Origin of the sequence: Paenibacillus mesophilus (assembly GCF_005938385.1) — a bacterium.
In the GTDB taxonomy this organism is placed as follows: Bacteria; Bacillota; Bacilli; order Paenibacillales; family NBRC-103111; genus Paenibacillus_AB; species Paenibacillus_AB mesophilus.
Genome location: NZ_VCRA01000014.1, coordinates 34,642 through 53,226 on the forward strand (window position 1 = coordinate 34,642; position 18,585 = coordinate 53,226).

General features: G+C 54.8%; 20 protein-coding genes, 1 pseudogene and 1 riboswitch. Of the genes and pseudogenes, 20 read left to right on the forward strand and 1 reads right to left on the reverse strand.

Annotated features, from left to right (window positions below; all coding sequences use genetic code 11):
* The first annotated feature begins 83 nt into the window (after window positions 1-83).
* From FE783_RS22950 to FE783_RS22970, 5 genes and pseudogenes are all read left to right on the forward strand, one after another.
* Entirely contained in the window at window positions 84-1,217 is a 1,134-nt protein-coding gene (locus tag FE783_RS22950; protein ID WP_238403212.1) for an HD-GYP domain-containing protein, read from the forward strand.
* A gap of 33 nt (window positions 1,218-1,250) precedes the next feature.
* Window positions 1,251-1,937 (forward strand): Crp/Fnr family transcriptional regulator, encoded by a 687-nt coding sequence (locus FE783_RS22955; RefSeq protein ID WP_138881732.1) that lies wholly within the window; start codon window positions 1,251-1,253, stop codon window positions 1,935-1,937.
* 983 nt (window positions 1,938-2,920) lie between these two features.
* Window positions 2,921-3,091 (forward strand): annotated as a pseudogene (locus FE783_RS38710) (methyl-accepting chemotaxis protein); the annotation flags it as partial.
* A 58-nt stretch (window positions 3,092-3,149) separates the two neighbouring features.
* A complete protein-coding gene (locus tag FE783_RS38405) occupies window positions 3,150-3,542 on the forward strand; it encodes a methyl-accepting chemotaxis protein (protein WP_158301987.1) in 393 nt (130 codons plus the stop codon).
* 96 nt (window positions 3,543-3,638) lie between these two features.
* A complete protein-coding gene (locus FE783_RS22970) occupies window positions 3,639-4,586 on the forward strand; it encodes an aldo/keto reductase family protein (protein ID WP_138881735.1) in 948 nt (315 codons plus the stop codon).
* A gap of 202 nt (window positions 4,587-4,788) precedes the next feature.
* Here FE783_RS22970 and tadA read toward each other — a convergent pair whose 3' ends face one another.
* Window positions 4,789-5,259: a tRNA adenosine(34) deaminase TadA gene (gene tadA, locus FE783_RS22975; RefSeq protein WP_138881736.1), complete on the reverse strand. Its 471-nt coding sequence runs from the start codon at window positions 5,257-5,259 to the stop codon at window positions 4,789-4,791.
* A gap of 579 nt (window positions 5,260-5,838) precedes the next feature.
* Here tadA and ychF point away from each other — a divergent pair.
* From ychF to atpB, 15 genes are all read left to right on the forward strand, one after another.
* A complete protein-coding gene (gene ychF, locus FE783_RS22980) occupies window positions 5,839-6,939 on the forward strand; it encodes a redox-regulated ATPase YchF (protein ID WP_138881737.1) in 1,101 nt (366 codons plus the stop codon).
* Between the two features lie 43 nt (window positions 6,940-6,982).
* A complete protein-coding gene (prfA, locus tag FE783_RS22985; RefSeq protein WP_138881738.1) occupies window positions 6,983-8,050 on the forward strand; it encodes a peptide chain release factor 1 in 1,068 nt (355 codons plus the stop codon).
* A 5-nt stretch (window positions 8,051-8,055) separates the two neighbouring features.
* Window positions 8,056-9,012 carry a peptide chain release factor N(5)-glutamine methyltransferase gene (gene prmC, locus FE783_RS22990; protein ID WP_138881739.1) on the forward strand — a complete coding sequence of 319 codons (957 nt, stop codon included), beginning with the start codon at window positions 8,056-8,058 and terminating at the stop codon, window positions 9,010-9,012.
* Between the two features lie 74 nt (window positions 9,013-9,086).
* On the forward strand, window positions 9,087-9,755 hold the full coding sequence (gene spoIIR / locus FE783_RS22995; RefSeq protein WP_138881740.1) for a stage II sporulation protein R: 669 nt from the start codon (window positions 9,087-9,089) through the stop codon (window positions 9,753-9,755).
* Between the two features lie 136 nt (window positions 9,756-9,891).
* Window positions 9,892-10,950, forward strand: coding sequence for an L-threonylcarbamoyladenylate synthase (locus tag FE783_RS23000; protein WP_138881741.1), 1,059 nt, complete (start codon window positions 9,892-9,894; stop codon window positions 10,948-10,950).
* A gap of 75 nt (window positions 10,951-11,025) precedes the next feature.
* Window positions 11,026-11,589: a manganese efflux pump MntP gene (locus tag FE783_RS23005; protein ID WP_138881742.1), complete on the forward strand. Its 564-nt coding sequence runs from the start codon at window positions 11,026-11,028 to the stop codon at window positions 11,587-11,589.
* Window positions 11,590-11,646: 57 nt separating this feature from the next.
* The gene (locus FE783_RS23010; RefSeq protein ID WP_138881743.1) at window positions 11,647-12,237 is read left to right on the forward strand and encodes a low molecular weight protein arginine phosphatase; all 591 of its coding nucleotides are present in this window, start codon (window positions 11,647-11,649) and stop codon (window positions 12,235-12,237) included.
* Window positions 12,238-12,309: 72 nt separating this feature from the next.
* Window positions 12,310-12,390: riboswitch (ZMP/ZTP riboswitch) on the forward strand.
* Between the two features lie 96 nt (window positions 12,391-12,486).
* Complete coding sequence (gene rpiB, locus FE783_RS23015) at window positions 12,487-12,945, forward strand: ribose 5-phosphate isomerase B (protein WP_138881744.1); 459 nt, start codon at window positions 12,487-12,489, stop codon at window positions 12,943-12,945.
* A 42-nt stretch (window positions 12,946-12,987) separates the two neighbouring features.
* A complete protein-coding gene (locus FE783_RS23020; protein WP_238403213.1) occupies window positions 12,988-13,599 on the forward strand; it encodes a TIGR01440 family protein in 612 nt (203 codons plus the stop codon).
* Window positions 13,600-13,650: 51 nt separating this feature from the next.
* Window positions 13,651-14,898, forward strand: a complete 1,248-nt coding sequence (locus tag FE783_RS23025; protein WP_138881746.1) for a serine hydroxymethyltransferase — start codon at window positions 13,651-13,653, stop codon at window positions 14,896-14,898.
* Between the two features lie 251 nt (window positions 14,899-15,149).
* Complete coding sequence (gene upp / locus FE783_RS23030; RefSeq protein WP_138881747.1) at window positions 15,150-15,779, forward strand: uracil phosphoribosyltransferase; 630 nt, start codon at window positions 15,150-15,152, stop codon at window positions 15,777-15,779.
* Between the two features lie 33 nt (window positions 15,780-15,812).
* Window positions 15,813-16,955 (forward strand): non-hydrolyzing UDP-N-acetylglucosamine 2-epimerase, encoded by a 1,143-nt coding sequence (gene wecB, locus FE783_RS23035; protein ID WP_138881748.1) that lies wholly within the window; start codon window positions 15,813-15,815, stop codon window positions 16,953-16,955.
* Window positions 16,956-17,134: 179 nt separating this feature from the next.
* Window positions 17,135-17,365, forward strand: coding sequence for an AtpZ/AtpI family protein (locus FE783_RS23040; protein WP_138881749.1), 231 nt, complete (start codon window positions 17,135-17,137; stop codon window positions 17,363-17,365).
* Complete coding sequence (locus FE783_RS23045; RefSeq protein ID WP_138881750.1) at window positions 17,362-17,739, forward strand: ATP synthase subunit I; 378 nt, start codon at window positions 17,362-17,364, stop codon at window positions 17,737-17,739. Before FE783_RS23040 ends, FE783_RS23045 begins: the two co-directional genes overlap by 4 nt.
* A 36-nt stretch (window positions 17,740-17,775) precedes the next feature.
* Window positions 17,776-18,513 (forward strand): F0F1 ATP synthase subunit A, encoded by a 738-nt coding sequence (gene atpB / locus FE783_RS23050; protein WP_138881751.1) that lies wholly within the window; start codon window positions 17,776-17,778, stop codon window positions 18,511-18,513.
* The last annotated feature ends 72 nt before the right edge of the window (window positions 18,514-18,585 follow it).

Consider the following 18,585-nt stretch of genomic DNA (forward strand, 5'->3'; position numbering starts at 1 on the left):
TGTTTCGTAATTCACAGAGGTTCGAGCCGGAAATATGGCATAATTAAGGTTACATAAGTCTCCGGTAGGATCTCTTATGAACTATGAGTGTGGAAAGGACTGCGACTATGCGCCTAATACCGGTCTACATGTGCCAGCCCGGGATGAGATTGGGCAAACCGATTTTCAATAGCGAGGGACAAATACTTGTCGGATACCAGTTTCAATTAACGCAATCGGTCATTACCAGGCTGCAAAAAATGGGAATTGACTACGTATACATTGAAGACCCGAATACCGACGACATTCTCATTGAAGAAGGAATCAAGGAAGAAACAAGACTGCACCTCCGAGCGACTTTGCAAAGCATTATGGAAGCCGTCTCCAGCTCCTCGTATGATTCCCGGTTTGGCAATGCCCAATTGTTCCGGTCTTGTTCCAGAAGCGTCGATATGGTCATGGGCGATTTGCGTTACGATAAGAACGACGCCTTTATGCTCATGAACATGCACATGTTTCCGTCCAATGATTACGCCCAGCATTTTATCCAGAAATCGATGAATGTATGCGTGTACGCGACCAAGATAGGCATGTCCGAAGGATATGTCGGGGACGATCTGATCGCCTTCAGTCTCGGCGCGCTGCTGCACGATGTCGGAAGCTTGAAAATTTCGCGGGAAATTTTAAACAAACGGGGAACGTTGAGCCCGTTCGAGTACGAGGAAGTGAAGAAGCACCCGGAGTACGGCTTCAAGCTGCTGAAGGACGAACCCGGCATTCCGCTCATAGCGGCCCACTGCGTGCTGCAGCACCACGAAAGAGTGAACGGAAGCGGATATCCGTACGGCTTGAAGAAGCACGAAATCCATTCGTTCGCCCAATGGGTCGGCTTGCTGGAAACGTACGATTCGCTGACCCACCCCCGCGCCCACCGCGAAGCACTTCTGCCTCACGAGGCGATCGAGATCTTGTACGGAGGAGCGGGAACATTGTATGATATCGATAAAGTGAAGTTTTTCCGCAACAAAGTATCGATATTCCCTCTCGGACTCAGCGTCCAATTAAGCTCCGGCGAGAGCGGCATCGTCTCCAAAGTCATGCCCGACTTCAAGCACCGCCCGGTCGTCAGGGTATTGAAGGATTCGAACGGAGCCGTTCTGAAGCAGCCCTACGAAATCGACTTGTCCCGCAATTTGAGCGTTATGATCGACCGGGTTGGAGAAGCAACGGCGAAATAAGCTCGTCACCGAACTAGAAGGAGTAGAATCGCTATGGAGCAGGTCGCCGAACTCATTCGCAAGATCCCGTTGTTTCAAGATTTAACCGACGACGAGCTTCTCAGCATATCGGCCCTGTTCTTCGAGCGGAAGTATAAGAAGAATGCGATCATCTTTTTCGAGGGGGATCAGGGTGAGGAGCTGTTCGTCATCAAGTCGGGAACGGTAAAGGTGTACCGCATCGACAATACGAAGCAAATCACTCTCGCCTTGTTCCGGAGCGGCGACTTTTTCGGCGAAATGTCGATCATGCAAAAGGACGGGACCCGTTCGGCCAATGTCGAGACGCTGGAGCCGAGTGTCATGTACACGCTCAAGCGATCGATGTTCTACGAGTATATGGGCCGTTCCCCGTCGCTTTGCATGAGGCTGCTGGAAGTTACGATGAACCGGCTTAGAAGGGCGAACGAACAAATTCATGACTTGACGTTTCTCGATGTCAGAACCCGTATCTTGAAGGCGGTCCATCAATTGTCATTGGAATACGGGGAGCCGAGGCTCGACTCGGTGCAAATTACCGTAAAGCTGACCCATCAGGAAATTGCCAATATGGTCGGAACGGTAAGGGAATCGGTGACAAAGGTGCTGCAGGAGCTCCAGGACGACCGGATCATTTCGATTCAAAATAAACAAATCCGGATCGAAAACATGGACGCGCTGAAGCGGAAAATCGTATATTGATCGTACACGGGGTGCCGGTCGGGGCATCTCGGGCTATTGTTAATTTTTTATGAAAGCGCTCGCAGAATCGACAAATTTCGATTATATTAATGGGATGAATTTATTCTTATATAGGATGTGACGCCGTGGACATTCAACAATCGATCAAACTGCAAATTATGAAGCGCAAAAACGGTGTCGTCTTCGTCGCCTTGACCGTGACTTGCCTGCTGGCGATGCTGAGCATCGTGGCGCTGGGCGGTGCCGCGAAGAGCGGAGGAGGCGATTCCTGGTTCGTTATGTCGTTGTTGGTCGGACTGCTCGTTATTTTCGGGCTGCTGCACTTTACGAACCGGTACCCGTATGCTCTTCCATATATAGCGATTATCGGCAACGCCGCCATCTCTTTCGTGACCGGCATGCAGAACGAATCTATAAGCAACGTGTTTGCCATTTATTACGGTCTGATCCTCGCCGCCGTGTATATGAGCATAGGGCCTACAGTCGTCAGCTTGGTAACGAGCAGTTCCCTTCTGGCCTATTTCGTCGTGACTCAAAACGAGGTTCCGGGGATAGCAGGCAACGAGTCGACGCTGTTCATCTACTACGTGCTGATTTGTGCGATGCTGATTATGCTGCTCGTCATCGCTACGCAAATGTCCAAGAAGCTGGAGTCGTTCGGCGTCGAAGCGGGGAAGCTGTTCACGCAGCAGAAGGAAGATAAGGAACGGCTGCTCGCCGGAGCATCGACGGTGTCTACGAACATGTCTTTGATCGCGAGAGCGAGCGAGGAGAACAGCGGATCGTTCGCGGAAATGAGCAAGGCGTTCCAGGAAATCGCCTGCGGGGCGAACAGTCAGGTCGACTCTACATTATCGATCAACCGGTCGGTGCAGGAAACGGGGCGGATGATCGGTGATATGCTCGACTCGCTCGCCGAGCTGAAGCGCAAGACGGAGGGGACGAGCAGGCGCAGCTTGGAAGGTGGAGAACGGATGGACACGATGTTCCGCGTAACGAACGAGTTTCAGCGAAGCATTGAAACGATGTCCCGAGAAATCGCCGATTTGACGGAGACGCTTCAGGAAGTGACCCGATTCAACGAATCGATCCAGCAAATCGCCCAGCAGACGAACCTGCTGTCGTTGAATGCCGGAATCGAGGCGGCGAGAGCCGGAGAAAGCGGCAAAAGTCTTCGCCGTAGTGGCGCAGGAAATACGCAAGCTTGCGGATATGAGCGGCAGATCCGCAGACGAAATATCGCAGAAGCTTGGCGTCGTATCGCAGCAGGCGGCTGCCACGAGCGTCAGCATGACGCGCATCGCGGAGCAAATGAAGCAGAACGCCGCCGTTACGCTGGACACCCGGCAGGCGTTCCAGGAAATCAGCGCGTCGGTTAACGAGTTGAACGAGATGGCAAGCGGCTACAACGACATGATGGGGGCGGTTCGCGGCGCGAATGATTCGATTCAGGAATCAACGGAGCATTTTGCCGCGGTAAGCGAACAATCGTCGGCGACGCTGCAGCAGCTCTCGGCGACACTGGAGACGCTGCATAAACAAAATTTGCAGATGCGGGAGCACATCCGCGAAACGGACGGCAAGATCAAGCAAATGGTGCAGTGAGTGGCGGTGTGATACAATCGAATCGAGGAGCGAGCCGGGGCCCAGGCTGGGCTGCCGGATGTTTCGCGATCATGCGGCTCAAGGAGGGTATGAACGATGAAGTATCGCAGGTTGGGCGGTTCCGGCTTGAAAGTGAGCGAGATCAGTTTGGGCAGTTGGCTGACGTACGGCGGGTATGTGGAGAAGCAGCAAGCTATACATACGATGCAGCTCGCATTCGATTCGGGCGTCAATTTTTTCGATACGGCCAACATCTACATGCGCGGCGAAGCGGAGAAGGTGGTGGGCGAGGCGCTCGGCGGCTATCGCCGCGATTCGTACGTCCTCGCCACGAAGGTATGGGGCCAGATGGGCGATGGCCCGAACGACCGCGGATTGTCCCGCAAACATATTATGGAACAATGCGAGGCAAGCCTGAAACGGCTCGGCATGGATTACATCGATTTGTATTACTGCCATAGTCCCGATCCTTCGACCCCGGTCGAGGAGACGCTGCGGGCGCTTGACGACTTGGTTCGGCAAGGAAAAGTGTTGTATGTAGGGGTCAGCAATTGGACGGCGGCGATGATGACGGAAGCGATTCACATTGCGGAGCGCAGACTTCTGGACCGGATCGTAGCGAGCCAGCCTCCGTATAGCATGCTCCGGCGGGATATCGAGAAAGAGATCATTCCGGTAGGGGAGAAATACGGGATCGGCCAAGTTGTTTATTCCCCACTCGCGCAGGGCGTACTGTCCGGGAAATATATGCAAGCCGGCGAAGTGCCGAAGGACAGCCGGGCTGCGAGCGAGCGCGGCGGACAGGCGATTCAACGATATTTGACCGAATCGAATCTGGATAAAGTAGAGCGGCTTCGGAATGTGGCGCAGCAGCTCGAGCTGACCTTGTCACAGCTGGCGCTTGCCTGGGTTCTGCGGCAGCCGGGCGTGTCCAGCGCGATCATCGGCGCGAGCCGTCCGGAGCAGGTGGAAGAAAACGTAAAGGCGTCCGGAGTCGTTATTCCGGCTGAAGCGTTGGCCGAAATCGAGGCAATCCTGCAGTAATAAAGAACTGGTGTAAAGAAAGAGTCAATGACGTTTGGCAGGGAAGCAAAAGCTCGACTAATGCGACTATGAAATGAGGGTAAGGCCGGCTCCCGGACGAAGGGTTCCGGCTTTTTTTGAAGGTTAGAATTTAGAGTTTCGGGGTCCCCGCAAAGTACCTGGAAAAGCCCCGGAGCAAAGGCTCCACTTTGTGGGATCGGGTTCAGTTAGCGGAAGCCTTGTTCCCCCGCAGGCCCCGGAAAAAATCGGTCAACAGGGCGGCGCATCGTTCCTGCAAGACGCCTTCAACAAGCTCGGCCCGGTGATTGAACCGATCTTCCTGCAGCAAGTTCATCAGCGTTCCGGCGCAGCCCGCTTTCGGATCGGGCGTACCGTACACGACCGTCTTGATGCGCGACTGCACGATCGCTCCCGCACACATCGGGCACGGCTCGAGCGTGACGTACAGCGTGCAGTCGAGCAGCCTCCAAGCGCCGAGCGCGGCGCTTGCCTCGCGGATGGCGATCATCTCCGCATGGGCGGTAGGATCGAGCGACGTCTCCCGCAAATTATGGCCGCGGGCAATAATTTGCCCGTCCTTTACGATTACGGCTCCGATCGGAACTTCCCGTACAGCCTCCGCTTTTTTCGCTTCCAAAATCGCTTCTTCCATCCACCGCTCGTGGTTATCCATCGTTTCGGTATCCTTTCCATCGAGTTATTCCCATGTGCACAAGTACGAACGTCCATTCTGTTAACATGCTGTGGATAACATTGTGGACAACTGTCTGAAAACTGTAGATAACATTCGCAATAATGGGGATAACGCCGCGGTTAAAGCTTGCCATGTCCCCAATATTGTAGGACAACGCTTCTCATGAATCAAGAAACTTCGTCGGGCCATGAGGTGAGCTGAGCTAGAAGGTCGATGCCGGGCCTTGAAACTTGCCCGAACTCGCCGCTTGAACAAGGAAAAACTCCTTTAGCGGCTGCCTTCGCCTAAGCGATCCGATGCAAACCGCACGGTGTGAACAAGCGGAATGCGAATATTCAGACTATGTTATTAACATGTGGATAACCTTTGGATATACTGAGGATAACATCCACAACATTGTGAACAAGATGTGGATATTGGGGGGATATAAGCAAGGCGGAGCCGTGTCGAAGCCCGGAATTCCGCGTGTCGCAGGCAGGAGCTGTCATTGTATATCGTTCGGTGGTGCTATATAATGATGGGAGTGTTCAGTTTGTTGATGAGGAGTTGTATCGTTTCATGGCATTGAAGGCAGGTATTGTCGGGCTTCCCAACGTCGGGAAATCCACTTTGTTTAACGCAATTACGCAAGCGGGGGCCGAATCGGCCAACTATCCGTTTTGTACGATAGATCCGAATGTCGGCGTCGTGGAGGTGCCGGACGAACGGCTGCAGAAGCTGGCTGATATCGTCGTGCCGAACCGCATCGTGCCGACCGCTTTTGAATTCGTTGATATTGCCGGACTCGTGAAGGGCGCGAGCAAGGGCGAAGGGCTTGGCAACAAGTTTCTGGCTCACATTCGCGAGGTGGATGCGATCGTGCATGTCGTCCGCTGCTTCCAGGACGACAATATTACCCACGTCTCGGGGAAGGTCGACCCGATCAGCGACATCGAGACGATCAATCTCGAGCTGATCCTGGCCGACATCGAAACGGTGGAGAAGCGGATCGACCGTTCGCGCAAAAATATGAAGGGCGGCGACAAAAAGTACGCCCAGGAAGTCGAAGCGCTCGAACGCCTCAAGGAAGCGTTGTACGAAGATAAGCCGGCGCGTAGCGTAGAGCTTACCGAAGAGGAGAGGCTGCTCGTACGCGACCTGCATCTGCTTACGATGAAGCCGGTGCTGTATGCGGCCAATGTCAGTGAAGGGGAAGCGGCCAATACCGACGGCAATCCGTATGTGCAGAAGGTGCGAGACTATGCGGCGATAGGGGGAGCGGAAGTCGTTCCGATCAGCGCCAAGGTGGAATCGGAAATCGCCGAGCTGGAAGGCGAAGACAAGGCTCTGTTTCTGGAGGAGCTCGGTTTGGCCGAGTCGGGATTGAACCGGCTCATCCGCGCGGCTTACAAGCTGCTTGGTCTCTATACGTATTTTACCGCGGGGGTGCAGGAGGTTCGCGCTTGGACGATCCGCAAGGGGACGAAAGCTCCGCAGGCGGCGGCGGTTATCCATACCGATTTCGAACGCGGCTTTATCCGCGCGGAGGTCGTCGGCTACGACGATCTCGTGAACAGCGGCTCGATGAACGCGGCCAAAGAAAAAGGGCAGCTTCGTCTGGAAGGCAAAGAATACGTCGTGCAGGACGGAGATGTCATGCACTTCCGTTTTAACGTATAATAGTTTGCAACTAAGTAAGGCACAGGATGGAGGTGAAGAGCGTATGCTGGATCGGCTACAGGCATTGGCGGACCGATACGATAAATTGAGCGAGCTGCTCTGCGATCCGGATGTCGTGAACGATTCGAAGCGGCTTCGGGAATATTCGAAGGAACAATCGGATTTGCAGGAGGCTTATCAAGCGTATACCGAATATAAAAGCGTCGTCGAGCAGTATGAAGCGGCGAAGGTGATGCAAGGCGAGAAGCTGGACGAGGAAATGCGGGAGCTCGTGAAGCTGGAGCTGGACGAGTTGACGGAGAGCAAAGAGCGGCTGGAAGCGTCTATCCAGGTGCTGCTGTTGCCGAAAGATCCGAACGACGACAAAAACGTGATCGTCGAAATCCGCGGCGCCGCCGGCGGAGAGGAAGCGGCGCTGTTCGCGGGGGATCTGTACCGAATGTACAGCCGGTATGCGGATGGGCAAGGCTGGCGCACGGAAGTGTTGGACTCGAGCATCAGCGATCTTGGCGGATTCAAGGAGATCGTCTTTATGATCAGCGGCAGCGGAGCTTACAGCAAGCTGAAGTACGAGAGCGGGGCGCACCGGGTTCAGCGTATTCCTACGACGGAGTCCGGAGGACGCATTCACACGTCCACATCAACCGTCGCGGTTATGCCGGAAGCCGAGGAGATTGAAGTCGAGGTTCACGAGAACGATATCCGTATCGATACGTTCTGTTCGAGCGGACCCGGCGGACAATCGGTCAACACGACCAAGTCGGCGGTACGCATTACCCACCTTCCGACGGGCATCGTCGTCTCTTGTCAGGACGGCAAATCGCAAAACTCGAACAAAGACAAGGCGATGCAAGTATTGCGGGCGAGAATATACGACAAGCTGAAGCAGGAAGAGGATGCGAAATATGCCGGCGAACGGAAAAGCAAGGTCGGCACGGGAGACCGCAGCGAGCGGATCCGCACCTATAACTTTCCGCAAAGCCGCATTACCGATCACCGGATCGGCTTGACGCTGCATAAGCTGGATCAGGTGCTGAACGGCGATTTGGAAGAAATTATTTCCGCGCTCACGCTGGAGGCGCAATCCGAGCTGCTGGAAAAAGGAGAGTAACGGTCATGAACGATGCGGGACGAGGAACCGCGGACAGGGAGCCCGAACGGAAGGGTGAAACATCCTATACCGGCCATCCGGGCCGCATCGCGGAGACTACGATACGGGAAGCCTGGCTGCAGGCTTCTTCTTTTTTGCAAAGCCGGGGAATGGAAGACGGGGCTTCATCCGCCGAATGGCTGCTGCAGCATCTGCTTGGAATGAGCCGGAGCGAATTTTTCATGAAATGGAACGACCCGTTTCCCGATCAGCAGCGCGAACGGTGGGCCAGGATGCTCGAGCGGAGGGCGCAAAGCGAGCCGGTGCAGTATATAACAGGGGAGCAGGAGTTTTACGGACTGTCGTTCCGGGTTACGCCCGACGTTCTCATCCCCCGCCCGGAAACGGAGCTGCTCGTGGAGAAGATGATCGCCGCCGGCAAAAAGCTATGGCCGCAAGGCCGTCCGCTCGTTGCGGATATCGGATGCGGCAGCGGGGCGATTTCGGTGACGGTTGCGGTAAAATGTCCTGGCTGGAACGTGACGGCTACGGACATCTCGGCCGCAGCTATCGGGGTGGCACGATACAATGCGGAATCGAACGGAGTAGGGGACCGCTTGCGGCTGTTCCACGGCGATTTGCTGGAGGCTTATATAAAGGAGCGGCTGGCGATCGATATGCTGATCTCCAATCCGCCGTACATCGAGAGCGGGGACATTCCGCATCTTCAGCCCGAAGTGCGTCTGCATGAGCCCAGTCTCGCTCTGGACGGGGGGCCTGACGGTCTTGCGTTCTACCGCCGCATTCTGAGGCAGGTGGAGGAGCTGCCGTCGCCTCCCGCCCTGATCGGCTTCGAGGTCGGTCAAGGGCAGGCCCGGGAAGTTGCAGAGCTGATCCGCGCCGGCGGGTATTGGGATGAAATCGAGATCGTACCCGACTTGGCAGGGATCGAACGACATGTAATAGGTTTGCCCAAAAATTAATAGATTCATAGGTTTAGGCCCCCTCGCGTCTGTCCATAATGGGTAACAGGAAGACGAAAGAGGGGGTTTCACTTATGGTCAAGAGACAATCATTCCGGTCCTATTGGATCGTTGCTTTTGCACTTATCGTCATGATGACCTGCTGGGAATCGAATCGTACGCAGGCGGCCGTCCTGGATTCCGCCATTCCGGAGGAATCGATCCGGCTTAGAATATTGGCCAATTCGGACGCGCCGAACGACCAACTGGTGAAACGGATTTTGCGGGACGAAGTGATCCGCCAGATGAGCGAATGGGTTACCGAGCCGGAAGGCATCGCCGCCGCCCGCAACGCGGTAAACCGGCACATTGGCGATCTTGAAGCGCTGGTAGGGAACGTGTTGGCGCAAAATGGATACGATTACGCATATACGGTCGAGATCGGTCAAGTTCCGTTTCCGGCCAAAATATACGGCAATAAAGTATATCCGGCGGGCGATTACGAGGCGCTGCGCATAACGCTCGGTAAAGGGGAAGGCCAAAATTGGTGGTGCGTGCTGTTCCCGCCTCTGTGCTTCGTGGATGGCAAAGCCGGTGTAGCCGTAGCGAAAAAGAACGCGGATGCGACCAAAACGACAAAGGCGTCCGCTCAAGCCGCTGCCTCCGCCCCGGCGGCAGAAGATGCTCCGAAAGTCGAAGTGAAATTTTTCCTGGGGGAAGTTTTGTCGAAGGCGGTCTCGTTCGTAAAAGGATTGCTCGCTTAATGCCATTATAATCGGATTTCATCAGGATGCGCCCCCGCGCATCCTTTTCATGTTCATGGATCCGCGCTATAATGGCAAAGATAATGGACGCGCGGGATTATCCCGCGGAACAGGCGGGAGCAGGGATGGGACGGTTATGACGAAAATATGGAAAGTGCAACCGGATGCGTCCTCGGCGCATCCTTTCTTGGCGGAAGCGGGGGCGATGATCGCGGAAGGCGATACCGTCGCGTTTCCGACGGAAACAGTTTACGGTCTCGGTGCAGACGCCGGGAATACAAAGGCGGTCGAAGCGATTTTCACGGCTAAGGGAAGGCCGTCGGACAATCCGTTAATCGTGCATATAGCGCATATCGGACAATTGAACGGTTTGGTCGAAGAAATCAATCCGATTTCGAGAAGGTTGATGGATGCTTTCTGGCCGGGGCCGCTGACCTTGGTGCTTCCGGTCCGGTCCGGAGCCGTTTCCCCTCGCGTCACGGCAGGGCTGACTACGGTGGCGGTACGAATGCCCGATCACCCCATCGCACTCTCGCTGATCCGTGCCGCAGGCTGCCCGGTGGCGGCGCCAAGCGCCAATCGATCCGGACGGCCAAGCCCGACTGTCGCTGCGCACGTGTACGGCGATCTGGACGGGCGGATCGGCGGCATCGTAGATGGGGGGGCGACCGGAGTCGGTCTGGAGTCGACAGTCGTCGTCGTAGAGGCTCGGGAAGGAAGTATTCGCGTCCTTCGTCCTGGCGGCGTAACCGTAGCCGATCTGCGGCGAGCGGTGCCTGGCGCGGAAATAGTCGTAGAGACGACGGCGGAAGAAGCGGAAGCGCCCCGTTCACCGGGAATGAAGTATGCGCATTACGCGCCGCAGGGGCGGCTTACGATCGTCCATGGGGATAAGGAGCGTGCTGTCTCGTGGGCGAGGGATTCGTTGGCGGAGGCGAAACGAACGGGCGAAAGGACCGGCGTAATGACGGTGGCAGAGCACACCGGGCTGTATGAGGCGGATCTCGTGATCGGCTGCGGGAGCGCCGGAGATATGAATGCCGTCGCCCAGCAGTTGTACGCGGCTCTTCGCCGTTTCGATGAAGCGGGAATTACTTATATTTTGGCGGAGGGGTACGAATCGTCGGAAGGAATCGGACTTGCCGTCATGAACCGGTTGAACAAAGCCGCCGGCCACCGCGTCGTCCGGGTATGAACTATTCATTGCCTGAATGTTTCCAGGATTGTCCGCATATGTTGATTAAGAACATGTGGACATGGGGGGAATATCATGGCAGCCGCAGCCGCAGCTGGGACGGGACAGTTAATCACGATCGTCATCATGGCCATTGCGCTTGGAATGGACGCTTTTTCCCTTGGGATCGGCATCGGGCTTAGAGGGATCCGGTTATTGGACATCGTCAAGATCAGCTTCATCATCGGAGTGTTTCATATCGTCATGCCGCTTATGGGCATGTTCATGGGGCATTATGTCGGCTCGCTGCTCGGAAATGTCGCGACCATGACAGGAGGCGCGCTCCTCGTGCTGCTTGGGGCGCATATGATATACAGCTCGCTCAAGGGGCCGGAGATGCCGTCGTTCGACCACCGCACGTTGTGGGGGCTGCTGTTCTTTGCCCTCAGCGTAAGCATCGATTCGATGTCCGTCGGCGTATCGCTCGGCTTGTTCGCTACCGACTTGTTATTTACTGTGCTCATGTTCGGTGCGTTCGGAGGGGCGATGTCGGTGCTGGGCCTGCTGCTCGGCCGAAAAGCCGGCAACTGGGTGGGAGAATACGGCGAAGCGTTGGGCGGGGTCATCTTGCTTGCATTCGGTATCCGGTTTTTGATATAAAAACTTCCATGAGGTACAATAGATGGTGGACATGTTATTCGGAAAGGGGAGAAACGGATGTACGAACATATTTTATTTGTATGTACGGGCAACACGTGCCGCAGTCCGATGGCGGAAGGATTGTTCCGTAAGCTGGCGGAGCGGGAAGGCTTAAGCTGCAAAGTTCGGTCGGCCGGCGTATCCGCTTGGGAGGGCTCCCCCATTTCGAAGCATTCGGCCGATATTTTACAAGGAAGAGGCATCATGGACCGGTTAAGTTCGAGTGCGGTTACGGGCGATTCGGTAACGTGGGCGGATTTGATCCTGACCATGACGACAGGGCATAAGGAAACGCTGATCCGGCGCTATCCCGAAGCGGTCGACAAAGTATATACGCTTAAAGAGTTCGCCGAGGACGATACGTCGGTGCTTGAAGCGATAGCCGACCGGCAGCGGCTTCATACCGAACTGCAGATCAAGCGTGCTCTCGGCCAGCGTATTACCGAGGAGGAGCTTCGCCAAGTCCGTCAGCTCGACTTCGGGATGCCGAGTTTCGACATCGCCGATCCATACGGCGGAGACCGCAAGATGTACGAGAAAAGCGCGGACGAGATTGAAGCCTATTTGATTAAGCTGATCCGCAAGCTGGGGAAAGCGGATAAAGGCTGAACCGAGTGCCTATGTTGCCGCGACCGTCTTTACAGCGGAAACCGAATGCGCTATGATGAAAGTATATAAATTCAGACCCGATGTAACTGGCGACAAGTGGGCGTAACCACAATGGAGCATCGGGAGATACGGCCGGTCGCCTGGGCAAAGAGCAGCGGCGTTTTCATGCAAAACGCGCCGCGCGCTCTTTTTTCGCTTTCCGGGGGTTATACTAAATACGGGTTGAATGAAGAGACGGAGGGAAACGAAATGAAGATTGCAATCGGCGCGGACCATGCGGGCTTCCGGCTGAAGGACGAAATCGTGAAGGTGCTGCAATCCGAAGGACACGAGGTGGAGGATCTCGGCTGCAATTGCGCGGACTCCATCGACTACCCCGACTACGCGCTTCCGGTTTGCGAGAAGGTGGCGGCAGGAGCTGCGGACAAAGGAATTCTCATTTGCGGGACGGGGATCGGCATGACGATCGCCGCGAACAAAGTGCCGGGCATCCGCTGCGCGCTCGTACATGATTTATTTTCCGCCAAAGCAACCCGCGAGCACAACGATTCGAACGTATTGGCCATGGGCGAACGTGTAATCGGACCGGGGATCGCGCTCGAAATCGTGAAAGTATGGCTCGAGACGGAATTTTCCCAAGGACCGCGGCATCAAAACCGGATCGACAAGATTAAACGGCTCGAAGATAAATACGCGCTTCATCCGTAAACAGATGATCGGATGGCGACTAGCGGAAGGAAGTGGCTTTCCGTGAGTGATTCTGAAGCAAGCGTGGAGCAGCTGGATCCGGCCCGGATCGGCACCGATGTCGAGACGGTGCTGCGCGAGTTGGTCGCGATCGGCAAAGTGTCCCGGGGGCAAATCGTCGTAATAGGGACAAGCACCAGCGAAGTAATCGGCCGACGGATCGGCACGGCCGGAACCGAGCAGGTGGCCGAACGGATATTTCACGCCGTGGAGACAGTGAGGCGCGATGTCGGATTTTATGCCGCCTATCAGTGCTGCGAGCATTTGAACCGCGCGCTGGTGGTGGAACGGGAGCTGCTCGGCAGTTATCCGCTGCTCGAGGAAGTCAGCGTCGTCCCGGTGAGGAGAGCCGGCGGCTCCATGGCAGCCTATGCCTATCGTCATTGGAAGGATGCCTGCGTCGTTGAAACGATATCCGCCCACGCCGGTCTGGATATAGGCGATACGCTCATCGGTATGCATCTTCGCCGGGTCGCCGTTCCGGCGCGTCCGTCTATCCGGTCGATCGGACACGCACACGTCAATATGGCATTCACGCGTCCGAAATTAATCGGAGGCGAGAGAGCGGTCTACTCTTCGGAGAAGGCCGGAGAAACGCACGGCAGTTGCGATTAAAAATTCCAATATCATTTTTATTATGCATATTATGAGCGGAGGAATCGTACAATGGAACATTTGCGCAAATCTGACCCGAAAATCGTGGAAGCTCTGGGATTGGAGCTTAACCGCCAACGTGACAAAATCGAGCTGATCGCATCCGAGAACTTCGTTAGCCAAGCCGTTCTGGAGGCAATGGGTACGGTGCTGACCAACAAATATGCCGAAGGCTATCCGGGCAAACGGTATTACGGCGGCTGCGAATACGTCGATATCGTGGAAGATATCGCCCGCGACCGCGCGAAGGAGCTGTTCGGCGCCGAGCATGTGAACGTTCAGCCGCACTCCGGGGCGCAAGCGAACTTGGCCGTTTATCTCGCCGCTTTGAATCACGGCGATACGGTGCTCGGGATGAATCTGGCGCACGGCGGTCATTTGACGCACGGCAGCCCGGTCAACGCTTCCGGCATTCTGTACAACTTCGTCGCATACGGCGTGAGCGAAACCGACTCCCGCATCGATTATAATGAAGTGCGGAAAGCCGCCTTCAAACACCGTCCTAGAATGATCGTAGCGGGTGCCAGCGCCTATCCGCGCATCATCGATTTCGAAGCGCTTGCATCGATCGCAAATGACGTAGGAGCACTGTTCATGGTGGATATGGCGCATATCGCCGGACTTGTCGCAGCCGGGCTTCATCCGAATCCGGTACCGCATGCGCACTTCGTTACGACGACGACGCACAAGACGCTACGCGGTCCGCGCGGCGGCATGATTTTGACCCGTAAAGCGTGGGGGCCTGCTATCGACAAGGCGGTATTCCCGGGTACGCAAGGCGGACCGCTCATGCACATTATCGCGGCCAAAGCGGTTTCGTTCGGAGAAGCGCTGCAGCCGGAGTTTAAAACCTATGCGCAAAAAGTCGTGAACAACGCCAAGGCGCTGTCCGAAGCGCTTCTGGCCGAAGGCCTCGATCTCGTCTCCGGCGGCACGGACAACCATTTGATGCTGGTCGACCTGCGCAGCATCAATTTGACCGGCAAAGACGCCGAGCACCTGCTCGACGAAGTCGGCATTACTTGCAACAAAAACGCGATTCCGTTCGACCCGAACAAACCTATGCTTACAAGCGGCGTCCGCCTCGGCACGCCGGCGGCGACTTCCCGCGGCATGGATGAAGCGGCCATGAGAACAATCGCGAAAATCATCGCACTCACGCTCAAAAATCCGACCAGCGAAGCGGCTCACAACCAAGCTCGCGGCATGGTCAAAGAGCTTACGGCACAATTCCCGCTTTATGCAGGGCTTACGTATTAATCCATAAGCTGAAAGGTAAAATGAATAATGCCGGTTTCCTGTTTCATCTGAGAGACAGGGAACCGGTTTTTGCCGTTGCGGGAATAAATGGCGGATCAGAGCGCGAAGAGAGGCGCTGACGCTGCAAAATCTTGCGTGCAACGCGATTGGGACAATGATATAATAGACAAGGTTCGCCTTCAGAGGGCGTACGCCATACGCAAGGAGCTTTCGGCGGACAGTCCGGCGGAAGTGAACCGGGAGGACAAGTTATGAGCAAGGTTTTCGTGTGCGATCATCCGTTGATCCAACACAAGCTTACTTACATTCGGGATAAAAACACGACAACGAAAGATTTTCGGGAATTGGTCGACGAAGTAGCCACGCTGATGGCATACGAGATTACACGGGAAATTCCGCTGGAGCGTGTCGTAGTGGAGACGCCTGTGCAGCCGGCGGAGTGCAAAATTATTTCCGGCCGCATGCTCGGCCTGATTCCGATTTTGCGTGCCGGGCTTGGCATGGTGGACGGGATTCTGAAGCTGCTGCCGGCCGCGAAGGTGGGACATGTCGGCTTATACCGGGACCCCGTTACGCTGCAGCCGGTCGAATATTACGTCAAGCTTCCTACGGACGTGCAAGAGAGGGAGCTTATCGTGATCGATCCGATGCTCGCGACGGGAGGCTCGGCCAATGCTGCTATCGACGTGCTTAAAAAAAGGGACTGCAGCCAAATCAAGCTGATGTGTCTGATCGCAGCGCCCGAGGGCATTCGTGCCGTGCAGGATGCACATCCCGACGTAGACATTTATGTGGCTGCCGTAGACGAATATTTGAACGAACACGGTTATATCGTACCCGGACTCGGTGATGCGGGGGATCGGTTGTTCGGAACCAAGTAATGAATTTCACTGTCCTTAAGAAGGAGATAGACCATGAGTCGTTTACGAGTGATGACGATTTTCGGCACACGTCCGGAAGCGATCAAGATGGCTCCGCTAGTTCTGGAATTGAACAAGCGAAGCGAGCAGATCGAATCGATCGTCTGTGTTACCGGTCAGCATCGGGAGATGCTGGATACGGTGCTGCACATTTTCGGCATTAAGCCCGACTATGATTTGAACGTGATGAAGGCCAGGCAGACGCTGAATGAAGTCGCGATCCGGGTACTGCAAGGACTGGAGCCCGTATTGAAGGAAGCGAAGCCGGACATTGTGCTCGTTCATGGCGATACGGGAACGACTTTCTTGGCCAGCTTTGCGGCTTTTATGCAAAAAATCGCAATCGGGCACGTCGAAGCGGGACTGCGCACTTGGAACAAGATGTCCCCGTATCCGGAAGAGATGAACAGACAGCTGACAGGCGTTCTGGCGGACATGCACTTCGCTCCGACGGATTGGTCTGCCGATAACTTGCGGCGGGAAAGCAAATCCGAGGCGTCCATTTATGTAACCGGCAACACAATAACGGATTGCATGCAGTACCTCGTCAAAGACGATTATACCCATCCGATGCTGGATTGGGCGAAAGGCCGCCGTCTTGTGCTCGTTACGGCCCATCGGTCGGAGTCGATCGGGGAGCCGCATCGCCGTGTGTTCCGGGCGATCAAGCGGATAGCCGACGAGTTCGACGATATCGCCATTGTGTATCCGGTGCACCTAAATCCGGCCGTCCAAGAGCCTGCCCATGAAATATTAGGCGGCCACGAGCGGATCCGGCTAATCGATCCGCTGGATGTTACGGACTTGTACAATTTTTATCCGCATACGCATCTGATTATGACCGACTCCGGGGGCATTCAGGAAGAGGCGCCTTCATTCGGTATTCCTGCACTCGTGCTGCGGGATACGACGGAACGCCCCGAGGGTGTGGAATCCGGCGTACTGGAGCTCGTAGGCACCGACGAGCAGCTTATCTACGATCGGGCCAAGACGCTGCTCAGCGATGCCGCCGCTTACGAGAAGATGAGCAGGGCGGCCAATCCGTACGGGGACGGACGCGCTTCAGAGAGAATCGTAGACGCCATCCTGCACCGTTTCGGCCGCCGCGAGAACGCTCCCGAAACGTTCCGCGCATAACGCGAAAATCGGCTTGCAAACCAGACAGTAGCGCTGTACGGTGTCTGGTTTGCAAATACCGGGAGCCGTTGGAGCACAAGGACTCTCCGAAATACGTTCACACAATGTTTGATATTATATCGATTGACAAACAAGATCATGCTTCGATACAATAATTGAGGATTAACAGGAGATCATGTATGCGAAAACGCAAATCCGAGAATAATCCTTGGAGAGCAGCAGGAATGGCCGGCGCCGTTGGGGCGGATTTGGCCATCTGTATTGTGCTGGGCTATTTCGGGGGCAAGTGGGTTAGTGTCCGGATGGACAATGAACCCATTTATATCGCGATCGGGGCACTGGTCGGTTTGTTCGTCGGCATATTCAGCGTGATCCTATTGATTCGATATTATGTAAAGGATTCCAAATGAACGATCTCGCAGGCTTTCTGAAAACGATATCTAGAAGCTCCATGGTTCTGTTTGCAGTCGGTGTGGTTCTGTGGGGTGCTTTGCCGTCTTATCGCCCATATATGTCCGGATTGCTCCTCGGTATGCTCGTCAGCTATATTAACGTGCTCTATCTGGGCATGAAGACGCGACAGTTGGGAGAACTGGCGATTCAAAGAGAGCGAAAGCGATTCAACCTGGGCTTTTTGACCCGGGCTTCGCTTGCCGTCCTGGCCGTCATGTTCGCCTATAAATCCGAGCATGTCGAACTGGTTACCACGATTATCGGGCTGTTTTATGGACAAGCGGCATTGTTTGTTACCGCTGCGATCGCTTTTTTCAGGAAATCTTCATGATTGTTATAAACTACTGGAAAGGGGTGAAAACATCCGATGCATGATTTTCCCGTGTTAAAGATTGGATCCTTAAATATCGACATTTCGAGCTTCCTGGCGATAACCGTTTCGTTTATTATCGTTCTGGTGCTGGCCCTTAAGGCTACTCGAAATTTGTCGGTTGACAATCCTTCCAAACTGCAGAACTTCATGGAATGGGTAGTCGAATTCGTTCATAATTTGGCGGCTAGCACAATGCCGCTCGACAAAGCCAAGAAGTACATTTCGCTGGGCATGACCATCATTTTGTTCATTTTCGTGTCGAACCTTCTCGGGCTTCCGTTCGGGATCGTGACTGAGCACGAGCATGGATTGACCCTGTTCGGGTACAAAATCGAAGGTCATGAATTCGCTTGGTGGAAATCTCCTACGGCCGACTTGTCCGTAACGAGCGGATTAGCCGTAGTTGTGTTTTTCCTGATCCACTATCTGGGCATCAAGAACAACACGAAGCATTACTTCAAACACTACTTTGAGCCTTTCTGGTTCTTCTTCCCGTTGAACTTGATCAAAGTATTCTCCAAGCCGCTTACGCTTGCCCTTCGTCTATTCGCAAACATTTTTGCGGGCGAGGTGCTGATTGCCACGATTTTGATGGCTGGCGTATTTGGAACTCCGCTCCTTATTGCATGGCAAGGATTCAGTTTGTTCGTCGGCGCGATTCAGGCGTTCCTGTTCACGATTCTGACGATGGTTTACATTTCCGAGTCTACCGTGCATGAAGAGCATCATTAATGCAAGAGTCCGTATTCGACCCCTTACTATAAGGGTTGGGATATAAATGAAAAACAAACAAACTATAATGAG

Excerpts from the sequence above, each read along its gene's own strand:
- FE783_RS22950 (WP_238403212.1), top strand. The coding sequence starts at position 84 with ATGAGTGTGGAAAGGACTGCGACTATGCGCCTAATACCGGTCTACATG.
- FE783_RS22955 (WP_138881732.1), top strand. The coding sequence starts at position 1,251 with ATGGAGCAGGTCGCCGAACTCATTCGCAAGATCCCGTTGTTTCAAGAT.
- FE783_RS38405 (WP_158301987.1), top strand. The coding sequence starts at position 3,150 with ATGAGCGGCAGATCCGCAGACGAAATATCGCAGAAGCTTGGCGTCGTA.
- FE783_RS22970 (WP_138881735.1), top strand. The coding sequence starts at position 3,639 with ATGAAGTATCGCAGGTTGGGCGGTTCCGGCTTGAAAGTGAGCGAGATC.
- tadA (WP_138881736.1), bottom strand. The coding sequence starts at position 5,259 with ATGGATAACCACGAGCGGTGGATGGAAGAAGCGATTTTGGAAGCGAAA.
- ychF (WP_138881737.1), top strand. The coding sequence starts at position 5,839 with ATGGCATTGAAGGCAGGTATTGTCGGGCTTCCCAACGTCGGGAAATCC.
- prfA (WP_138881738.1), top strand. The coding sequence starts at position 6,983 with ATGCTGGATCGGCTACAGGCATTGGCGGACCGATACGATAAATTGAGC.
- prmC (WP_138881739.1), top strand. The coding sequence starts at position 8,056 with ATGAACGATGCGGGACGAGGAACCGCGGACAGGGAGCCCGAACGGAAG.
- spoIIR (WP_138881740.1), top strand. The coding sequence starts at position 9,087 with ATGGTCAAGAGACAATCATTCCGGTCCTATTGGATCGTTGCTTTTGCA.
- FE783_RS23000 (WP_138881741.1), top strand. The coding sequence starts at position 9,892 with ATGACGAAAATATGGAAAGTGCAACCGGATGCGTCCTCGGCGCATCCT.
- FE783_RS23005 (WP_138881742.1), top strand. The coding sequence starts at position 11,026 with ATGGCAGCCGCAGCCGCAGCTGGGACGGGACAGTTAATCACGATCGTC.
- FE783_RS23010 (WP_138881743.1), top strand. The coding sequence starts at position 11,647 with ATGTACGAACATATTTTATTTGTATGTACGGGCAACACGTGCCGCAGT.
- rpiB (WP_138881744.1), top strand. The coding sequence starts at position 12,487 with ATGAAGATTGCAATCGGCGCGGACCATGCGGGCTTCCGGCTGAAGGAC.
- FE783_RS23025 (WP_138881746.1), top strand. The coding sequence starts at position 13,651 with ATGGAACATTTGCGCAAATCTGACCCGAAAATCGTGGAAGCTCTGGGA.
- upp (WP_138881747.1), top strand. The coding sequence starts at position 15,150 with ATGAGCAAGGTTTTCGTGTGCGATCATCCGTTGATCCAACACAAGCTT.
- wecB (WP_138881748.1), top strand. The coding sequence starts at position 15,813 with ATGAGTCGTTTACGAGTGATGACGATTTTCGGCACACGTCCGGAAGCG.
- FE783_RS23040 (WP_138881749.1), top strand. The coding sequence starts at position 17,135 with ATGCGAAAACGCAAATCCGAGAATAATCCTTGGAGAGCAGCAGGAATG.
- FE783_RS23045 (WP_138881750.1), top strand. The coding sequence starts at position 17,362 with ATGAACGATCTCGCAGGCTTTCTGAAAACGATATCTAGAAGCTCCATG.
- atpB (WP_138881751.1), top strand. The coding sequence starts at position 17,776 with ATGCATGATTTTCCCGTGTTAAAGATTGGATCCTTAAATATCGACATT.